This is a genomic window from Clostridium sp. UBA5712, from assembly GCF_002419845.1.
Lineage (GTDB): Bacteria > Bacillota > Clostridia > Clostridiales > Clostridiaceae > Clostridium_J > Clostridium_J sulfidigenes.
In genome coordinates, this window is record NZ_DIGW01000015.1 from 185,836 (window position 1) to 200,889 (window position 15,054).

Sequence of the window (15,054 nt, forward strand, 5' to 3'; positions counted from 1 at the left end):
AGCAAATAGTAAAATTACTTTTCATTAAATAACTGTATAATAATTAAATTAAGGTTTCTTTTCTACCCGAGATACTAAAGTATTTTTAAAATGTCTTACTGCATTACCACAAATTAAGTTCCTATTTACCATATCATCTAATATATTAAATGCTTCGTACATATACATACCTTTTCTATAGGGTCTATCAGCAGTTAAAGATTGATATATATCACATACTCCAATAATGCGGCATTCTTCACTAAGGTCCTCAGCCTTAAGTCTTCGTGGATAGCCTTTACCATTTAATTTTTCATGATGACTAGAAGCCCATAAACTAATATCAGATATGTGGTCTATTTTATCTAGAATTAATTTAGTATAGTAGGTATGAGATTTGATAATAGAATATTCTTCTTCTGTTAAAGGACCATCTTTGTCCAATATACTGATGGGAATAGCTAATTTTCCAATATCGTGAAGTAATCCTGCAATTTTCATTTTAAGACACTTTTCTTCAGTGTAGCCTAAATGCTTAGAAACATTATAAGCTAAAGTAGCAATTTCTTTAGAATGTTCTGCAGTAAAAGAACTCTTATTATCAATAATGCTTGCAAATACATCAGCAATTGCTTCAAATTCCGATAGAGAGATAAAAATATCTTTCTCCGGTATTATATTATCAAGTATGAAATTCATATTAGGTAAATTTATAAGGTTTAACCAAAACTCTTCTTTGTCAGCTACCATGAGAAAAGCTTTTACAACCTGTGGTGAAAATAAAGTTTCATTGTGTAGTTTTACCCAATCAATAAGAATATCCTTTTGGATGTGGTAAGGTTTAGAATAATCTACCTGGATTTCAATTAAATCAGCTATTCTGAGAATTTGAGCTTCTATAGGAATTAGTGAACTTTTTAATTTTAAGCATCCACTACCATCATAATTTTCATGATGATAACGTATTATATCATATACTTGTATTAAGGATGGAATACGTTGAATCATTTCAGAGCCAGCAATGCAATGCTTTTTTATATACCATTTTGAAGTGTGAGACTCATCAAATATATTTTGAGTTCCAATATCATGAATCATACAAGCAATATATAAATTGTAGTAAGAATTTTCATCTAGTTTCATAGTTTGAGCAATTTCTAAGGCTATATATGAGGTGCATCTAGAATGATTAGAAAATTGCTTATTTGAAATATCTTTAGCATGTGTTGGGTTTATAACATCCTCAAATTTACCCCAATCATTGTCTGTAAGATCCAAGGATAATGATAGAGCAGAAACTATATTCTTTATACTAATATTCATTTTGTCCTCCAAAGCATACCATTTATCTATATAAAAATTTTAGCATATTTGGCAGTGGAATGGTACTAAATATTGTAAAAGTAAATTTATATTTAAGTAAACAAATCTATATATTTTACGTATTATATTTTGGATACGTAAAATAGTAATAATTGATGCAATAATCAAAATATATTTAATATATTAATAATGAAATATATTAAAATACTAACATAGTATACTAAAATAAGGTATAATATAGAATAACAAATAAGTAGAGGAGGATAAATTATGTTTGTAAATAATTTGATGTTATCTAGAGAAAAGTTAATAACTGTAACACCAAAGGTAACCATAGGAGAAGCTCTTAAGGTAATGGAAGAAAATAAGTTTTTATCCATACCAGTAGTAGAAGGAGATAAATTCTGTGGAGTAATTTCAAAAGAGCAAATATACACATACTACTATGAAAAATCTATAGAGAGACAGTGTTTACTATCAGATTTTCTAGTTGAAAATGTAATGAGAACTGATGTACCATCAATAACTCCTTTTAATGAAATTGAAGAGGCTGCACATTTCCTAGAAACTAAAAGTGTTTCCTTTGTACCAGTAATAAATAAAAATGGAGAAATGCAAGGAATAGTAACACATCACGGTATTTTTCATCAATTTACAGAATTGTTTGGATTAAATAAAGGTAAACGATTAGCTGTAATTGCTTATGACATACCTGGACAAATATCTAAACTATCAAAAATAATTACTGAAAACAAAGGGCAAATTATAAGCTTTGTAGTTGTTGATCCTAAGAGCATAACAGAAGTTAAAGAGATAGTAATAAGATTAAGCACAGACAATATGGATGAAATTCTTGAGAAGGTGAAAGAAGCTGGATTCAAGATACAGTAGCATATCGTTGAGTATGTAGGTGAACTACATACTCAACAGTACATAACTATATATTAAGAAAAGATTAATATATTTTAAATACATAATTAATACAGTAGTAATTTGAATACTTTTATAATATACTAATTTACAAACATATTTCTTAAATTTATTTCCCATATTCTATGATTATGGGGAATAAAAGTGATTATAAATTATATTTAATAAATAATAAGATACTAAAATACAAATTAATGGGATAAAATAAATAATGTGATAGAAGAAATATTGTATTCAAGGAGCTGGTTAAAATTAGTGATGTAATAGATTTTAATGAACTGAAAAATAAGGCTACAGATAAAGATGTAGACAAATTTGAGGATTACATATATTCTATGTATTATTCAATGGCTCAAGGGAAGTTATCTATGGCGGAAATGAGCAGAGAAATATTTAAGTATATGAAGGAAAATAATATATCTCAAGAGAAATTTATGAATATCCAGAATAAGGTCATGGAGAGGTATGGAATTTCTACTGAAGATGTAGAAAGCCAAATGAAGTCTATGGGTGTAGAAAATCCTCTAAGTGGATTAGGTATTGAGTATGAAGATGCAAGAAAAATGGTTGGGTTTCAAGAAAAGTATAAAGGGAAGCTTAAAGTAAAAAGTGTAACTTCATATAGCATTAAGAATGACAAGAATGATTTAGAGATAATGCTTCAAGATGAGAATGTTATATTAAAAAGTTTTGGGAAAATAGATTTAACTGATAATGAGTTAAATGAATTTTTATGTTCCTATAAAAAGGTAATGAATAATAAGATGCTAAATATTTCAATATGTGAGAATACTTCCACTTATTTATACTAGTATTGACTTAAGAATATGTTGAATAATTTATATAAAACCTCTTGCATTTATGTTTATTATATAATATAATAAACGAGTAACGAAGGGGTATAGCTCAATTGGTAGAGTAGCGGTCTCCAAAACCGTTGGTTCCGGGTTCAAGTCCTCGTGCCCCTGCCATAAGGAAAGCCAGTAAATTCAACGATTTGCTGGTTTTTTATTTTTCAGTAAAATTGGGTACTAACTAAGAAATGGGTACTATTTGGGTACTACTAGATTAAAAAGTTAATATTAAATACTATAAATTACAACAAGAAAGCAAGGTATTTAGCCTTGCTTTTTATTTTTGATATTTTTATTAAAAAGATTTTCAAGCTTATCAGCTGCTTCAGTGTCCGCCTTTTTTAAGCTATGTGAATATATATCCGTAGTAGTTGAAGTTCTAGCATGACCTAACCTTTTACTAACTGTAGTTACATCTACACCTTGGTTAATTAGTAAGGTAGCACTTGTATGTCTTAATCCATGAAAATTAACATTATCTAATATATATTTCTTCTTATCTTCTTTAGATATGGTGTCATCACTCATAATAGCTTCATTATGCCTTTTAATGAACTTATTGAACCATTTACTTATGGTACTTGGAAACATAGGTTTACCGTCAAGTGTAGTAAATATATTCGTATATTCATCATTCCATAAGTCACCTAAATTAGCCTTTTCACAATTCTGCCAAAACTTATATTCTCTTAAAAGAGTTATAGCAGATCCAGGAAGTGAAATAATCCTATTACTAGTTTCATTTTTAGTGGATTTAACAAAAGTACCTTTACCTTTTAAATGCTGCAATGATTTATTTATTCTTAAAAGACCAGTGTCAAAGTCTATATCTTGCCACTCTAAAGCGGTTAATTCACCCATTCTCATTCCGCCATAAATGGCTAATGTTATCATAGTTCTATATTTGATTGGTTCATTCTCCATAAGTTCAAGTATGTATTCCGTTTGCTCTATATTGAAATGTTTAGCTTCTTTTTTTTCTACCTTTGGGGGTTTTACTCTTGAAGCTGGATTATTTAATAGGAATTGCCATTGTACGGCACAAGTAAGAATACTTGATATTAATCTATGATGATGTAGAATAGTCCTCTCTGATAACCCTCCAGGCTTTTTATCCGTACGAATACCATCTTCACGTAGGTTATTATAGAACTCTGTTAAATGAGTAGGTTGAAGTTTATTAAGCTTTAGATGTCCTAAGGCTGGAATAATACGTGTATTCAATAATTCTTTATATCTATATAATGTTTTGGGTGCTAACTCATGTTCTGCATAATCTTTTAGCCACTTCTCGATAAAATCCTCAAAAGTTACTTTATCAGTATCTAAGAACAAACCCTTTTCTATTTCATTTTTAAGTAGTATCCACTGTTTATTAGCTTCTTCCATCTGCTTATCGTGTTTAATATGAGATAAATCTATTGTCTTACGTTTAACTATCTTCTTACCATTCCTATCATATCCACATGATACTGTGAGCCTGTAGGAGTTCTCTCCTCGTTTCTCTATAGCTGCCATGTTTTCACCTTCTTTTTATTAAATTCATATCCACCAAAATGGAGGGGTTCGACATAATGTCGAGGGTAAACATCATGTTGAAGGTTATAGATTTATAGTCCGGAGCCTATGGGGTAGGTGATGCACCAATGCCCTTAATAGTAGTAACCTCATAAATAATATTTTGATAATGCAATTTTCCTTTTTCTGAATAGTTTTAATAGTACGTTTGAAACCACAAGTATGTTGTTTCAGAATATGTTACTGACCACAAAATTGTGGTGAGAGTAGTTACTAAGAGGTAGAGTGCAGTAATCACTAGGTTTTATTATTCCTATTTGCTTTCCTTAGATACAATATTGGAATTCATTTCAATTAATGATTTGATGTTTATATCTAAAAAAGCCAAAGATTTTTTTAAACTTGTTTTATCATTAGAGTTAACAATTAGACTCCAAATACTTCTGTAAACTGAGTATATAGAATTCAATGTTTCAATATCTTTATCTTTAGCTAAATTGTTAATGGATAAAAATAAATTATCAATAATTTGCCTTACTATGGTAGATATCTCATTATCTTTATTATTTTCTATTATATCTGTTAAATGTAAAGAATCACTATGAATTATATTGAAATCATACTCTCTAGTTTCGCTAGGTCGTTTAAATAGGTTATCAAAATATATATCTGTTCCTAGCTCTTTATCCTTGTTTAGACAAAAATTTCTTAGCATAGTAGATAGCTCAGTAGATTCTGCAAAGTCGAAGAAGTCAGAATTTGACAAATCAGTTTCTAATAATCCCATTGGGGAAACATCAAAAATTTCACAAATATCATATATCAGAGCAAATGATGGATTTTTTTTATACCCCTTTTCAATTTGTTGTATATAAGCTCCGGATACACCAATCATTTTACCTAATGCAGCTTGGGATAACTTGCGGTTGTTTCTTAAAAATTTAATATTACTTCCTAAATAATCCATAGGACACCTCCTAATTACAATTATAAACTATATTTTAAAAAAATAAACTATATTTTAAAAAAATAAACTAAGTTTAGTAAAAGATATTGATATAAACTCAGTTTAGATATATAATAATTTTAAAAGGAAGAATAAACTTAGTTTAGAGGTGAAAATATGAACATAATAATAGCTAGAATTAAAGCGGGGTTAACTCAAAAACAATTATCAAAAATAACGGGTATATCACATGTAACTATTGGAAAATTGGAAAAAGGTAATTATGACGGTATATCAAAAGGTAATATGATTAAAATTGCAGAAGCTCTTAATTCTACTGTAACAGAACTATTCTTCTCAAATGAAGAATGAACAGCTATTTAAGCAAAGGAAACTTTTAAAGGTATAAAATATTACCTAAAATCATTTCAGATTAATTATGAACGCATTTCAGTAAGAATATCATATCAAAATCTCGGTCGATTAAATCGACTGACATTACAGAGTAAAGACACAAACAGAAGTATCTGAGACTTCTAAGAATGAATAGGTATAAACAGATTAGACATTAGTAAATTATAGAAAAACATTATTAAATAAGGGGGGATTAGGTTATGGGTAGAAAAGCCTATATAAAACAAGCAGCAGAGGAATTATGCCTTACAGAATATCAATTAAGAAGAATGGCTAAGGAAGGGAAAGTACCTTTTCTAAAATCAGGAGTAAAATATATTTTTGATATTGAATTGTGTGAAGAATTTCTTAGAAATCAAGCGTTGGAGAATACTAAGCAATCAGAACCACTTAAACAGTATGGTGTACTAAGAAGGGTTGGAATTGATTAATTTATTGAAGGAGGATGATTATGAGTATAAAAATTTTAAATAAATATATTGAACTTTGTGTTGAGTTTAATAAGGAACCTTCACTAGAGGGATTAAGATACTTTAAAAGAGCCCTTAAAAGTTAGGAGAGGTAATAATGACGACTATATATAAGTGCAGAGGTAGTAAAGAAGGTGGTGACCATGTAAATGGTTGACTATGGGAATTATAGATGGTTGCAATATAACACTATTATAGACAATACAGAACTTGACTTAAAGGAAAAAGGGTTACTGTTAGTTATGTTTAGATATGTAAATTATGAAAAAGGATATGCAGACCCAAGCAGAACATTAATTAAGAAACTAACGGGGATAAAACATAACAATACTTTAGATAAGATATTCAATTCTCTAATCGATAAAGGCGTTTTAATTAGAGAAAGTGGGAAAGGTGGAAGAAGTAAGTATTTCATAAAAGTAGGTGGAGAAATTACAACCAATACTAAGGTAGTTCCTAGTGAGGAAGTTATTCCTGTGGAGGATAAAGATAGACATTATTTAATAAGCAAGGTACCTAATATACCTACAAAAAATACTAATACAATACTTGATAAAAATAATATATATAGTGATTTTGAAAAAGAAATCATTAGCCTTTATCCAGGTAAAAAAATTAAGGCTGCTAGAGATAAGAAATTACCAAAGATATTAAAAGATTATGGTAAAGAACAAATTAAAAGATGTGTAGAAAGATATGCAAAGGAATGTAAGGATAATAAAGCAGAAAAACAATTCATCTTAAATGAAAGTACCTGGTGGAATGGGCGATATCTTGACTACCTAGACGACAATTACAAAGTTGCAGAAGAACAAAAGCCGAAAGAGAAAGTAATTACAGAAGAATACTTAAAAGAATTATATAGCTAAAGGAGAAAGTAAAACGTGAATAATTATTATGACATTTTGCTAGATAAGGAGATTATGGAAACAGAAAATAATTTTATTGCAGCACTATTAGCAGATATAACGTTAATACATGACATTAAAATAAAACCTATAAACATTACAAATGAGAAGGATAGACATATTCTAAAAGCCGTTTTAAAGCTTGGTAGTGAAAATAGGCTACAAGGCAAAGGGCAAAATGACCTAGATATATTCGCATTATTTGAGGAATTGAAAGGCAATTTAACTATAACAGAATTAACCACACTTATGAGTAATGGTAACATCTATAAGAATAGTTTTGATACCTTGCAAAATAAGATTCTAAATAATTCAAATAAAATTAAATGTGTTGAAATATCACGGGAAATAAATAAAAAAATAATTAATGGTGATGAACCAAGTATTATTTTAAATTATATAACTAACAAGCTGGAAGAAGTCGAAACAATGGACAAGTCCATAAATTCAATAAGTGATGTTATGATGTCAACTTTAGATTTAATAGAAACTAGCTATAAACAAGGTGGTAAGCTCATTGGTATGCCTACAGGCTATAAAAAGCTTGATGGAATCCTAAACGGTATTGAAAAGAAAAAATATATAATAATCGGAGCTAGACCCGCAACGGGGAAAACTACATTTTCTTTAGAGTTAGCAAAAAGGTTAGGTAAGAAAAATAAGGTTTTATATTTTAGCTTAGAAATGCCAAAAGAAGAGTTAGGACAAAGATTAATAAGCAATATGTGTTGTATGAATAGTTATAAAATTAAAAATGGATCCTTAAATCAAGAAGAATTTAAGAGAGTTATGGACTCAATGAATGAATTAAGCAAATTAAATATTGAAATTAATGATACTGAAAGTTTAAAGGTTGAAGAACTAATAAGACAATGCATATCAAAAAAACACAAGCAAGGACTTGACGTTGTAGTGGTAGACTATTTAACTTTACTAGATACAGAGGAAAGCTATAGAGATGAAAGAATTAAATTTAATATTATATCAAATAAGCTTAGAGGTTTATCTAAAAAATTAGATATTGCAGTTATATGCCTGGCACAACTTAATAGAGCTATAGAGTCAAGGGCAGATAAAAAACCGATTATGTCAGACCTTAGAGAAACAGGTAATATAGAGCAAGATTCTAACATTGTGTTATTACTTCATACAGAAGAAGGTGAAGGAGAAAAAGATAAGGCAAGTACATTAAATGTTATTGTGGCTAAGAACAGGGGAGGAGCTGCACCTATTGAACCTGTGGAATTTAATTATTATAAAAAGACTCAAATTATTGATGAAAAATATATTTGATTAGGAGTTGTAAAGCATGAAAAACAATCTAATAAAGGTGTATGAATATATTGCAAGGATAATGTGTAATTCGCAACTTAATGCGAAAGAAACCGAAAAGAAGGGAGCTATGCTTATACAATTTTGCAATAAGTACTTTGAAGAGTATTCAGTAGGCAAAGAAATAGATTTTCAATGGTTCCTAGATTGCGTTGCAATAAGGGTTTTCAATTTTGAAGTAATGACAAATCGTTATAAAGATGAAGAATTACTAGATAAGCAAAGAAATAATGAACTAAAGACGATGCTATTCATCTTAATGGAAATGTAGCAGATGTATTATAAAATGATTAAATTAAATAAAAAAGGTGCTGAACACTACCAATATTCATCACCAAGGAGCGAGAGACACCTCACACACAAATTAATGGTATCTCAAAAGCTCCTAAAAATCAAGTAAAAAGGAGATTTTATTTTATGAAATATGAAGAAATTGCAAAATTAATTAATAATGTTATAGAGAATGAGTTTAATCACGTACAAGAGTATCGAGAAAGGGAATTTACGGATACAGATAAAGAGCAAATTAAACTTAATGAAGCATCCGGAAAATTATTTAAACAATTACTTGAAAGTATTCCAGAAGAGTATAAAGAGCAGTTAAATGATTATAGTGATGCTTTGCTAAATGAATGGACTAACTTATGTATATTTTACTTTAAGGCTGGGGCGGCGTCTGGACTTACGAACCTTCAATTTTTGAAAGATATAGAGCACGTAGGGAATTATATTTAAGGAGGTATTCATGGTTAAGATTAAATTAAGTTATAAAAAAGAAGAGGACAAGCTTAGAGTTATTAAACAATTATCTGATGGAAGTAATATAAAGTCTATTAGTAAGCCTTATAAATCCGGTGAACTTTCTAGAGTTTATATTGAGGTGGAGTAGAGCCGAATTCTCGGCTCTAAGCATTATAAAATATATATTGAAATAGAAGAGGAGAGATATAAGATGAATAAAAGTAATAATGGAATATTAATTAAGGGAAATGAGGAAATGGTAAGAGCCTTAAAGGATTTTAATAAATTTGTTAATTTACCATTAGGTGGAGAAATTTGGAGCTCTAATTCAGATGGTAGTGAGATACCTGGAACCCAAAGAGCAGAAACCCCAGAGGATAGAATAGACTTTATTCAAAGTGAATGGTTTAAAGTTTGTGAAACTTTGTATGATCTGGGAATAGATTTAGACGAAGAAAAGATAGAACCATATAGTAATAATAATCACTATGAAATATATGGTGATTTAGTAAAGTGTATGAAAGTAGCTCATGATAGTGGAGAAATAGCAGAGTTAAGTTTTGATGGCGTAAATATTATGTACAATGAAGTTGGGATTGAGGATAATGGGAAAGGCGATAGTATAATAATGTTGTATAGAGAAGGAATTAATGATGAAAATACAGGTGATGAAGTCGCAAGGGTACTCTTACATGGTACCAAAGAATATAAATCTATAATATCTTATAGTCCTTATAGTATGTATATTGAGGTGGAATAAGGGGGAATGTAAATAAGGTAATTAATATTATTTACAGAAGAATAACCAAGCGAGGTGATAGCTATGGAAAATGAGAAAACCTTAATAAGTAGAAATAATTTAGCCGAAAGATGGGATTTTGATAGTCCTAATACAATTATAAGTTATGAAAATGATGGCGTTTTAACTAGAAATCCAAATATTAAAGTACCACGTTACTACATGGAGGAAGTACTTAAAATCGAAACCTTGAAAGAAATTAATCCATTATCACCACTAGAGAGAAGAAGATTAGAAAGAAAAATCGAAGAGTTGGAAAAGGAAGTTTCAGTTCTTAGAGACAAGTTAACCAATATCAAAGTTTTATTGGGATAAAAAAGCAAAAATAAACAGTCAAATTAGGAGGAGTGAAATGGAAAAATTGAAAACTTATAGCGTAGTAATTGTGAACGGGAGAAAGAAAATATTTATAACTAATGTTTGTATTGGTGGAGATAATAGAAAAGAAGCGGCTGATGTTATTCTAGGAAATAAAAAAGTCTTAATTTAAAAGAAGTGTGTAAAATAAATTTAAAGCACCAATAACTTTTATAAAAAACAGTTGCGAGATTAAAAGGGGAATGTGATAGTTCCCCTTTATTTTTAATAATCATGTGGTTACTAAGTTAATACTTGTAGTAACTACAAAGGGGGGATTATATGTATTGTGTAATTCAAGAGGTAGATCTTAAGAAGGAAGATATGGTTGGAGGATATAAAGGGATTGAAGTATATGAAAGTACCTGGACCATAGGTGATGAAACTAAAACGAAATATTGCTATAGTTACACAGGTGGAAGGTTTGAAAGGCCTATTAAAAAAGCTTATAAGATAAGTATACATCACAGTTATAGGGATAATGGTAAGGTTAAAAAGAAACAATGGGTAATATGTACTATTGGCTATTACAGTATATTAGAGTGTTGGCCAGGAGATTGTATTATCAGAAGTACTTTGAATACTAAGCTTGAAGAAATGGGAATAGATGAAGATAAATTATGGGATATGGTATATGTGAAGTTTCAACCTATTATTGATAGAGTTACAACGGAATATGAAGCTACAGAGGAATACAAGGTACATCAAGAGCATAGAGCCATTATAGACAAGTATAACAAGACTAAGAATGCCTTTGAATCGGTATATGGAGATAATACCTATGATTATTGCTATGATGTGTTTGGACAAGTTAGAAATGAGAAAAAGCTTCAAGAGATAAAGGAACAGTATAAACAAAAAAGAGAGTATCAACGTAGGTACTATGAAAATTACAAAAGTAACTACGATAATTATGATTTTAGTGGTTACTTCAAAACTAGTACCAGTACCTACACGGAAGAAGAAAAAGCATATCTAAAGAAAATATATAAAGCTGCAGCTATGAAGCTTCACCCGGATACTGCTAAAGATGGTGGAGAGTGTATGAAATTCTTAAATAATCTTAAGGAAAAATGGGGAATGTAGCATAGTCAAAACTTATAGTCAAATATTAAAAATTAAGTACCCCTAATAAATGGAGGTACTTATGAATGTGGAGGGTGTGAAACTAGGTGCAAAAATTATATCTAGTTCAATAAATATACCTAGCGCAAAATTTGAACCTACACTAGGTATAAAAATTGACTCTACACTAGGTATAAAAATTGAACCACAAAAAGAAAAGAAAAATAAAAATAAAATAAAATATATATATCATCTCGTAAATGTACTGTTTTTAGAGTTGATTTTATGCTTTTACTGGATTGGTATTTTAGCATGGAGTAAATAACATAGTGATTTGAATAAATATTTAGGATTTATAAATCAATTATCAGAGTAGGGCTATTAATAATAGGGTACTAGTGTCTGGAAAGTGTCTAGAAGTGTAAAGTTATTAATGCAATACTGTACAGTTGTAAAGTGGTAAAGTAAATTAAGAATTAAGCAAAATCAATGTGTGAGTGTAGGCTGACATGTGGAAAGATGCATACACTTTTTAAAAACACTAAATATCCATTGCAAACTAAACTTAAGGTGGAATGACATGCCAGGGTATTGAGGGATATTAAGAGAACTTGATTGTAGTAAAGAATTCAGAGTCGGCAATTTCGCCGAGTCGACGTATTTAAATACTCAAAACCGTAAACAACCTATGTTTTTAATGACAAGAACTGCAATAGCTGAGTTGATAAACTCGATAAAAGGATGTATAGACTCGTGAAGGTAGAATATATTGACACGATAAAAAGAGTAATACAACAAAGGTGGAAGTGCTCTATGTAAACTCGATAAAAAGTACGTTGGGTAACAGGATATTAGTTCATCGGTAAAAAGAGCCTATGTTGACTCGATAAAATAGAGAATGGATAAATCATGGCACTGTGTAGATGTTATAACAATACTGCAAGGTTACTCACTAATCATGGGTAGCCTTTTATAGTCTAAAAACATTAGTTTACTATTTCAGTACATAACTTAAGTAGCAATACAACTTTAAATAACTCTAAAATCGATTTTAAGGGGTTTTAATATTAAAATGAGTATTTACTCAAAACTATAATTAAAATACGTTTAAATGGGCAATATGGAGAAAATAAAGCTATATTATACTTATATATGATTGTACTTTGAAGAATTATTTATTAAAGATGCAGTGGAATAAAAATAAATCATGTTCATAACTTAACAGTATTGACTACGGTAAAATTATGACGTAAAATCAATGTATAGAGCGTAGTCAAAACTTATAGTCATAAGTAGGCTGAAAAGAGGGGTGAAATTATGGGTAAAATAATAGGCTATACAAGGGTGTCAAGTAGAGGTCAATTAGATAATAATTCATTGGAGCAGCAACAACAAGAGATAATAAACAAATATGAGAATGCAACCATATATAAAGAACAGTATACGGGGACTACAACACATAGACCTATATTTGATAAAGTTATTAGTGGTTTAAGTTCCGGAGATACGTTAGTTGTATGTAAGCTTGATAGGTTAGCACGTAATACAGTTGAGGGGATAGAAATAGTTCAAGGGTTATTTGATAGAGGTATATCAGTACATGTATTAAATGTAGGGTTATTAGAGAATACAACAATGGGTAAGTTCTTTTTAACAACCTTATTAGCAGTTGCAGAGATGGAACGTAATACAATTATAGAACGTACTCAAAATGGTAAGGCCATAGCAAAAACCAAGGAAGGATTTGCAGAGGGTAGACCTAAGAAGTATACTAAAAAGCAGTTAGATAATGCTATTGAAATGCTAAAAGACAATAGTTACACAGAAGTGGCAGACATTACTGGAATAAGTAAAAGTACATTAGTAAGAGAAGTTAAGAAAAGAAGATAAATTTTTATATATAAGTGTCGGTAACCATTGATATAACTACGTTTATATGGTATAATAGATTTATAAAAGTTAATAAATAAGTACCACATTTTTATAATGTAAAGCTATAAGGCTACGGGAATATTTAGAGTTTAATACTTTTTATTTTCTGTAGCTTTTTTTTATTTATAAAGAACCCCTACCTTCTAAATTTGGATTTGTACATACCTCGTCCACTAGCTCCATAAAATTTCCTAGTATTTTTTAAAACCCAGATAGGGGCATATTCTAAATTTAAAGAGGGTTGCTATTTCACGGTTACCAAAAATATTTTTTCAAAACAAAAGGGCCTTATCATGTAAAGAAGGAGGAATGAAAGATGAATAAGCAAGATGAAATTAAAAATCTAGAAAATGTATGTAGTCCTGTGGTTGATTATTTGAAAAAATATTACGATCCACATTGTACTGTAGTTATTGCAGATTCTCAAATTAAGTTAGTTAGAGATGAAGTAGGAATACCGGTAGAAATTGGTGACTAATTGTTGCTTAGTCACCAATTAAGATTAAATTGGATGATATGGATGAACTTTATCAAGTTGTGATAAAGCAGATCCAAGAGAAGAAGAATTCGTAAAGCTTTCATACTCAGATTTAGAAACATTTTCATAAGCATAGACTTGTCCATTTTTAAATCTAACGTACAATGTATTGTTTTCCCAACCAACAGCATTCATACGACTTGATGATACTGATACCATATTCATAAAAAATACCCCCTTTCAGTAACATTTTAACATTTAATAGAAGATAAAACAAAATAAAGTATAAAAGTAAAATAAGAGATAAAAGGAGATAATAAAATGAAAATTAACAATGTAGAATTACAAGATATAGATATATTAGATTTAGAGGTCGCAGAGAAGTGGGAAGATGCCTTAGAACGTGTTGAGAACGTAGCAAAAATCACAGAAGGTATGAAAATATCTGAAACTATCAAAACTCAATGTAACGCCATATTTGAGGTGTTTAACACACTATTCGGCGAGGGGACAGACAAGAAAGTATTCGGTGATAGAGTTAATCTTATGATGTGCCTAAAAGCTTTTGAGGAACTAGTAACACAAGTTAAGTCTCAAAGTGCTGAGGTCGAGAAAATGGCAAGCAAATATTCACCTAATAGAGTTCAAAGAAGAAGCAAAAAGTAATGAATATTAATGGAATTTTATTGAAACTAGATATTTCAAACGAGAATGATTTAAATAGATATAGACAATGCTTAAATGGTTTATGTGAAGGATTTGATGAGATAAAGGATACAAAGACTATATCTAATAAGTATAAAGAAGCATTTTATGCCATGGTAATATGTAGTTTTTTTGATGAATTGTTTGGTAATGGTACTCGTGAGAAGTTATTTGGAGATAAGCCATATTATTATAGATGCTTTAACGCATTAAAGCAACTTCACAATGAAGTTATTAATCAAAAGAAAGATATGGGAGGATTAATAATAAATTTTCCAAGTGAAAAATAATTAGATCATGGAA

At 29.6% G+C, this 15,054-nt stretch carries 22 protein-coding genes and 1 tRNA gene; 19 read left to right on the plus strand and 4 right to left on the minus strand.

The window, feature by feature from the left end; all coding sequences use genetic code 11:
• Positions 1-48 precede the first annotated feature (48 nt).
• Positions 49-1,302 carry an HD-GYP domain-containing protein gene (locus B3B03_RS13510; RefSeq protein ID WP_346847024.1) on the minus strand — a complete coding sequence of 418 codons (1,254 nt, stop codon included), beginning with the start codon at positions 1,300-1,302 and terminating at the stop codon, positions 49-51.
• Between the two features lie 270 nt (positions 1,303-1,572).
• On the opposite strand from B3B03_RS13510, the gene B3B03_RS13515 reads away from it, so the two are divergent.
• From B3B03_RS13515 to B3B03_RS13525, 3 genes are all read left to right on the plus strand, one after another.
• Positions 1,573-2,193 carry a CBS domain-containing protein gene (locus B3B03_RS13515; RefSeq protein ID WP_035129736.1) on the plus strand — a complete coding sequence of 207 codons (621 nt, stop codon included), beginning with the start codon at positions 1,573-1,575 and terminating at the stop codon, positions 2,191-2,193.
• A 290-nt stretch (positions 2,194-2,483) separates the two neighbouring features.
• Positions 2,484-3,044 (plus strand): DUF3867 domain-containing protein, encoded by a 561-nt coding sequence (locus B3B03_RS13520; RefSeq protein ID WP_346847427.1) that lies wholly within the window; start codon positions 2,484-2,486, stop codon positions 3,042-3,044.
• An 83-nt stretch (positions 3,045-3,127) separates the two neighbouring features.
• Positions 3,128-3,203: transfer RNA gene (locus B3B03_RS13525), tRNA-Trp, on the plus strand.
• A gap of 147 nt (positions 3,204-3,350) precedes the next feature.
• On the opposite strand, the gene B3B03_RS13530 is transcribed toward B3B03_RS13525, so the two are convergent.
• A complete protein-coding gene (locus B3B03_RS13530; RefSeq protein WP_346877575.1) occupies positions 3,351-4,604 on the minus strand; it encodes a site-specific integrase in 1,254 nt (417 codons plus the stop codon).
• 313 nt (positions 4,605-4,917) lie between these two features.
• Positions 4,918-5,571 (minus strand): helix-turn-helix transcriptional regulator, encoded by a 654-nt coding sequence (locus B3B03_RS13535; RefSeq protein WP_346877576.1) that lies wholly within the window; start codon positions 5,569-5,571, stop codon positions 4,918-4,920.
• Between the two features lie 156 nt (positions 5,572-5,727).
• On the opposite strand from B3B03_RS13535, the gene B3B03_RS13540 reads away from it, so the two are divergent.
• The 14 genes from B3B03_RS13540 to B3B03_RS13605 all read left to right on the plus strand — a co-directional run bounded on the left by B3B03_RS13540 (position 5,728) and on the right by B3B03_RS13605 (position 14,046).
• Entirely contained in the window at positions 5,728-5,922 is a 195-nt protein-coding gene (locus tag B3B03_RS13540; protein ID WP_346877577.1) for a helix-turn-helix transcriptional regulator, read from the plus strand.
• Between the two features lie 242 nt (positions 5,923-6,164).
• Positions 6,165-6,395: a hypothetical protein gene (locus B3B03_RS13545; RefSeq protein ID WP_346877578.1), complete on the plus strand. Its 231-nt coding sequence runs from the start codon at positions 6,165-6,167 to the stop codon at positions 6,393-6,395.
• Between the two features lie 188 nt (positions 6,396-6,583).
• Positions 6,584-7,303 carry a hypothetical protein gene (locus tag B3B03_RS13550; protein ID WP_346877579.1) on the plus strand — a complete coding sequence of 240 codons (720 nt, stop codon included), beginning with the start codon at positions 6,584-6,586 and terminating at the stop codon, positions 7,301-7,303.
• 15 nt (positions 7,304-7,318) lie between these two features.
• Positions 7,319-8,635, plus strand: a complete 1,317-nt coding sequence (locus tag B3B03_RS13555; RefSeq protein WP_346877580.1) for a replicative DNA helicase — start codon at positions 7,319-7,321, stop codon at positions 8,633-8,635.
• A 16-nt stretch (positions 8,636-8,651) separates the two neighbouring features.
• Complete coding sequence (locus B3B03_RS13560; protein WP_346877581.1) at positions 8,652-8,945, plus strand: hypothetical protein; 294 nt, start codon at positions 8,652-8,654, stop codon at positions 8,943-8,945.
• A 146-nt stretch (positions 8,946-9,091) separates the two neighbouring features.
• Complete coding sequence (locus tag B3B03_RS13565) at positions 9,092-9,409, plus strand: hypothetical protein (protein ID WP_346877582.1); 318 nt, start codon at positions 9,092-9,094, stop codon at positions 9,407-9,409.
• A 10-nt stretch (positions 9,410-9,419) separates the two neighbouring features.
• On the plus strand, positions 9,420-9,563 hold the full coding sequence (locus tag B3B03_RS13570) for a hypothetical protein (protein ID WP_346877583.1): 144 nt from the start codon (positions 9,420-9,422) through the stop codon (positions 9,561-9,563).
• 63 nt (positions 9,564-9,626) lie between these two features.
• Complete coding sequence (locus B3B03_RS13575; RefSeq protein ID WP_346877584.1) at positions 9,627-10,175, plus strand: hypothetical protein; 549 nt, start codon at positions 9,627-9,629, stop codon at positions 10,173-10,175.
• 63 nt (positions 10,176-10,238) lie between these two features.
• On the plus strand, positions 10,239-10,529 hold the full coding sequence (locus B3B03_RS13580) for a transcription factor (protein ID WP_346877585.1): 291 nt from the start codon (positions 10,239-10,241) through the stop codon (positions 10,527-10,529).
• A gap of 37 nt (positions 10,530-10,566) precedes the next feature.
• Positions 10,567-10,704, plus strand: a complete 138-nt coding sequence (locus B3B03_RS13585) for a hypothetical protein (RefSeq protein ID WP_346877586.1) — start codon at positions 10,567-10,569, stop codon at positions 10,702-10,704.
• Between the two features lie 149 nt (positions 10,705-10,853).
• Positions 10,854-11,657, plus strand: a complete 804-nt coding sequence (locus B3B03_RS13590) for a hypothetical protein (RefSeq protein ID WP_346877587.1) — start codon at positions 10,854-10,856, stop codon at positions 11,655-11,657.
• 61 nt (positions 11,658-11,718) lie between these two features.
• The gene (locus tag B3B03_RS13595; RefSeq protein WP_346877588.1) at positions 11,719-11,961 is read left to right on the plus strand and encodes a hypothetical protein; all 243 of its coding nucleotides are present in this window, start codon (positions 11,719-11,721) and stop codon (positions 11,959-11,961) included.
• A 992-nt stretch (positions 11,962-12,953) separates the two neighbouring features.
• Complete coding sequence (locus B3B03_RS13600) at positions 12,954-13,526, plus strand: recombinase family protein (protein ID WP_346877589.1); 573 nt, start codon at positions 12,954-12,956, stop codon at positions 13,524-13,526.
• A 358-nt stretch (positions 13,527-13,884) separates the two neighbouring features.
• Complete coding sequence (locus B3B03_RS13605) at positions 13,885-14,046, plus strand: hypothetical protein (RefSeq protein ID WP_346877590.1); 162 nt, start codon at positions 13,885-13,887, stop codon at positions 14,044-14,046.
• Between the two features lie 24 nt (positions 14,047-14,070).
• On the opposite strand, the gene B3B03_RS13610 is transcribed toward B3B03_RS13605, so the two are convergent.
• The gene (locus tag B3B03_RS13610; protein WP_346877591.1) at positions 14,071-14,271 is read right to left on the minus strand and encodes a KTSC domain-containing protein; all 201 of its coding nucleotides are present in this window, start codon (positions 14,269-14,271) and stop codon (positions 14,071-14,073) included.
• Positions 14,272-14,367: 96 nt separating this feature from the next.
• Here B3B03_RS13610 and B3B03_RS13615 point away from each other — a divergent pair, with 96 nt between their 5' ends.
• Both B3B03_RS13615 and B3B03_RS13620 read left to right on the plus strand, forming a co-directional pair.
• Complete coding sequence (locus tag B3B03_RS13615) at positions 14,368-14,712, plus strand: DUF6673 family protein (RefSeq protein WP_346877592.1); 345 nt, start codon at positions 14,368-14,370, stop codon at positions 14,710-14,712.
• A complete protein-coding gene (locus B3B03_RS13620) occupies positions 14,712-15,041 on the plus strand; it encodes a DUF6673 family protein (protein WP_346877593.1) in 330 nt (109 codons plus the stop codon). Before B3B03_RS13615 ends, B3B03_RS13620 begins: the two co-directional genes overlap by 1 nt.
• The last annotated feature ends 13 nt before the right edge of the window (positions 15,042-15,054 follow it).

What these genes read in the sequence shown, in the direction of transcription:
- B3B03_RS13540 (WP_346877577.1), top strand. Translation starts at nt 5,728, where the DNA reads ATGAACATAATAATAGCTAGAATTAAAGCGGGGTTAACTCAAAAACAA.
- B3B03_RS13560 (WP_346877581.1), top strand. Translation starts at nt 8,652, where the DNA reads ATGAAAAACAATCTAATAAAGGTGTATGAATATATTGCAAGGATAATG.
- B3B03_RS13510 (WP_346847024.1), bottom strand. Translation starts at nt 1,302, where the DNA reads ATGAATATTAGTATAAAGAATATAGTTTCTGCTCTATCATTATCCTTG.
- B3B03_RS13570 (WP_346877583.1), top strand. Translation starts at nt 9,420, where the DNA reads ATGGTTAAGATTAAATTAAGTTATAAAAAAGAAGAGGACAAGCTTAGA.
- B3B03_RS13600 (WP_346877589.1), top strand. Translation starts at nt 12,954, where the DNA reads ATGGGTAAAATAATAGGCTATACAAGGGTGTCAAGTAGAGGTCAATTA.
- B3B03_RS13590 (WP_346877587.1), top strand. Translation starts at nt 10,854, where the DNA reads ATGTATTGTGTAATTCAAGAGGTAGATCTTAAGAAGGAAGATATGGTT.
- B3B03_RS13565 (WP_346877582.1), top strand. Translation starts at nt 9,092, where the DNA reads ATGAAATATGAAGAAATTGCAAAATTAATTAATAATGTTATAGAGAAT.
- B3B03_RS13585 (WP_346877586.1), top strand. Translation starts at nt 10,567, where the DNA reads ATGGAAAAATTGAAAACTTATAGCGTAGTAATTGTGAACGGGAGAAAG.
- B3B03_RS13605 (WP_346877590.1), top strand. Translation starts at nt 13,885, where the DNA reads ATGAATAAGCAAGATGAAATTAAAAATCTAGAAAATGTATGTAGTCCT.
- B3B03_RS13595 (WP_346877588.1), top strand. Translation starts at nt 11,719, where the DNA reads ATGAATGTGGAGGGTGTGAAACTAGGTGCAAAAATTATATCTAGTTCA.
- B3B03_RS13610 (WP_346877591.1), bottom strand. Translation starts at nt 14,271, where the DNA reads ATGAATATGGTATCAGTATCATCAAGTCGTATGAATGCTGTTGGTTGG.
- B3B03_RS13545 (WP_346877578.1), top strand. Translation starts at nt 6,165, where the DNA reads ATGGGTAGAAAAGCCTATATAAAACAAGCAGCAGAGGAATTATGCCTT.
- B3B03_RS13615 (WP_346877592.1), top strand. Translation starts at nt 14,368, where the DNA reads ATGAAAATTAACAATGTAGAATTACAAGATATAGATATATTAGATTTA.
- B3B03_RS13535 (WP_346877576.1), bottom strand. Translation starts at nt 5,571, where the DNA reads ATGGATTATTTAGGAAGTAATATTAAATTTTTAAGAAACAACCGCAAG.
- B3B03_RS13550 (WP_346877579.1), top strand. Translation starts at nt 6,584, where the DNA reads ATGGTTGACTATGGGAATTATAGATGGTTGCAATATAACACTATTATA.
- B3B03_RS13575 (WP_346877584.1), top strand. Translation starts at nt 9,627, where the DNA reads ATGAATAAAAGTAATAATGGAATATTAATTAAGGGAAATGAGGAAATG.
- B3B03_RS13620 (WP_346877593.1), top strand. Translation starts at nt 14,712, where the DNA reads ATGAATATTAATGGAATTTTATTGAAACTAGATATTTCAAACGAGAAT.
- B3B03_RS13580 (WP_346877585.1), top strand. Translation starts at nt 10,239, where the DNA reads ATGGAAAATGAGAAAACCTTAATAAGTAGAAATAATTTAGCCGAAAGA.
- B3B03_RS13530 (WP_346877575.1), bottom strand. Translation starts at nt 4,604, where the DNA reads ATGGCAGCTATAGAGAAACGAGGAGAGAACTCCTACAGGCTCACAGTA.
- B3B03_RS13515 (WP_035129736.1), top strand. Translation starts at nt 1,573, where the DNA reads ATGTTTGTAAATAATTTGATGTTATCTAGAGAAAAGTTAATAACTGTA.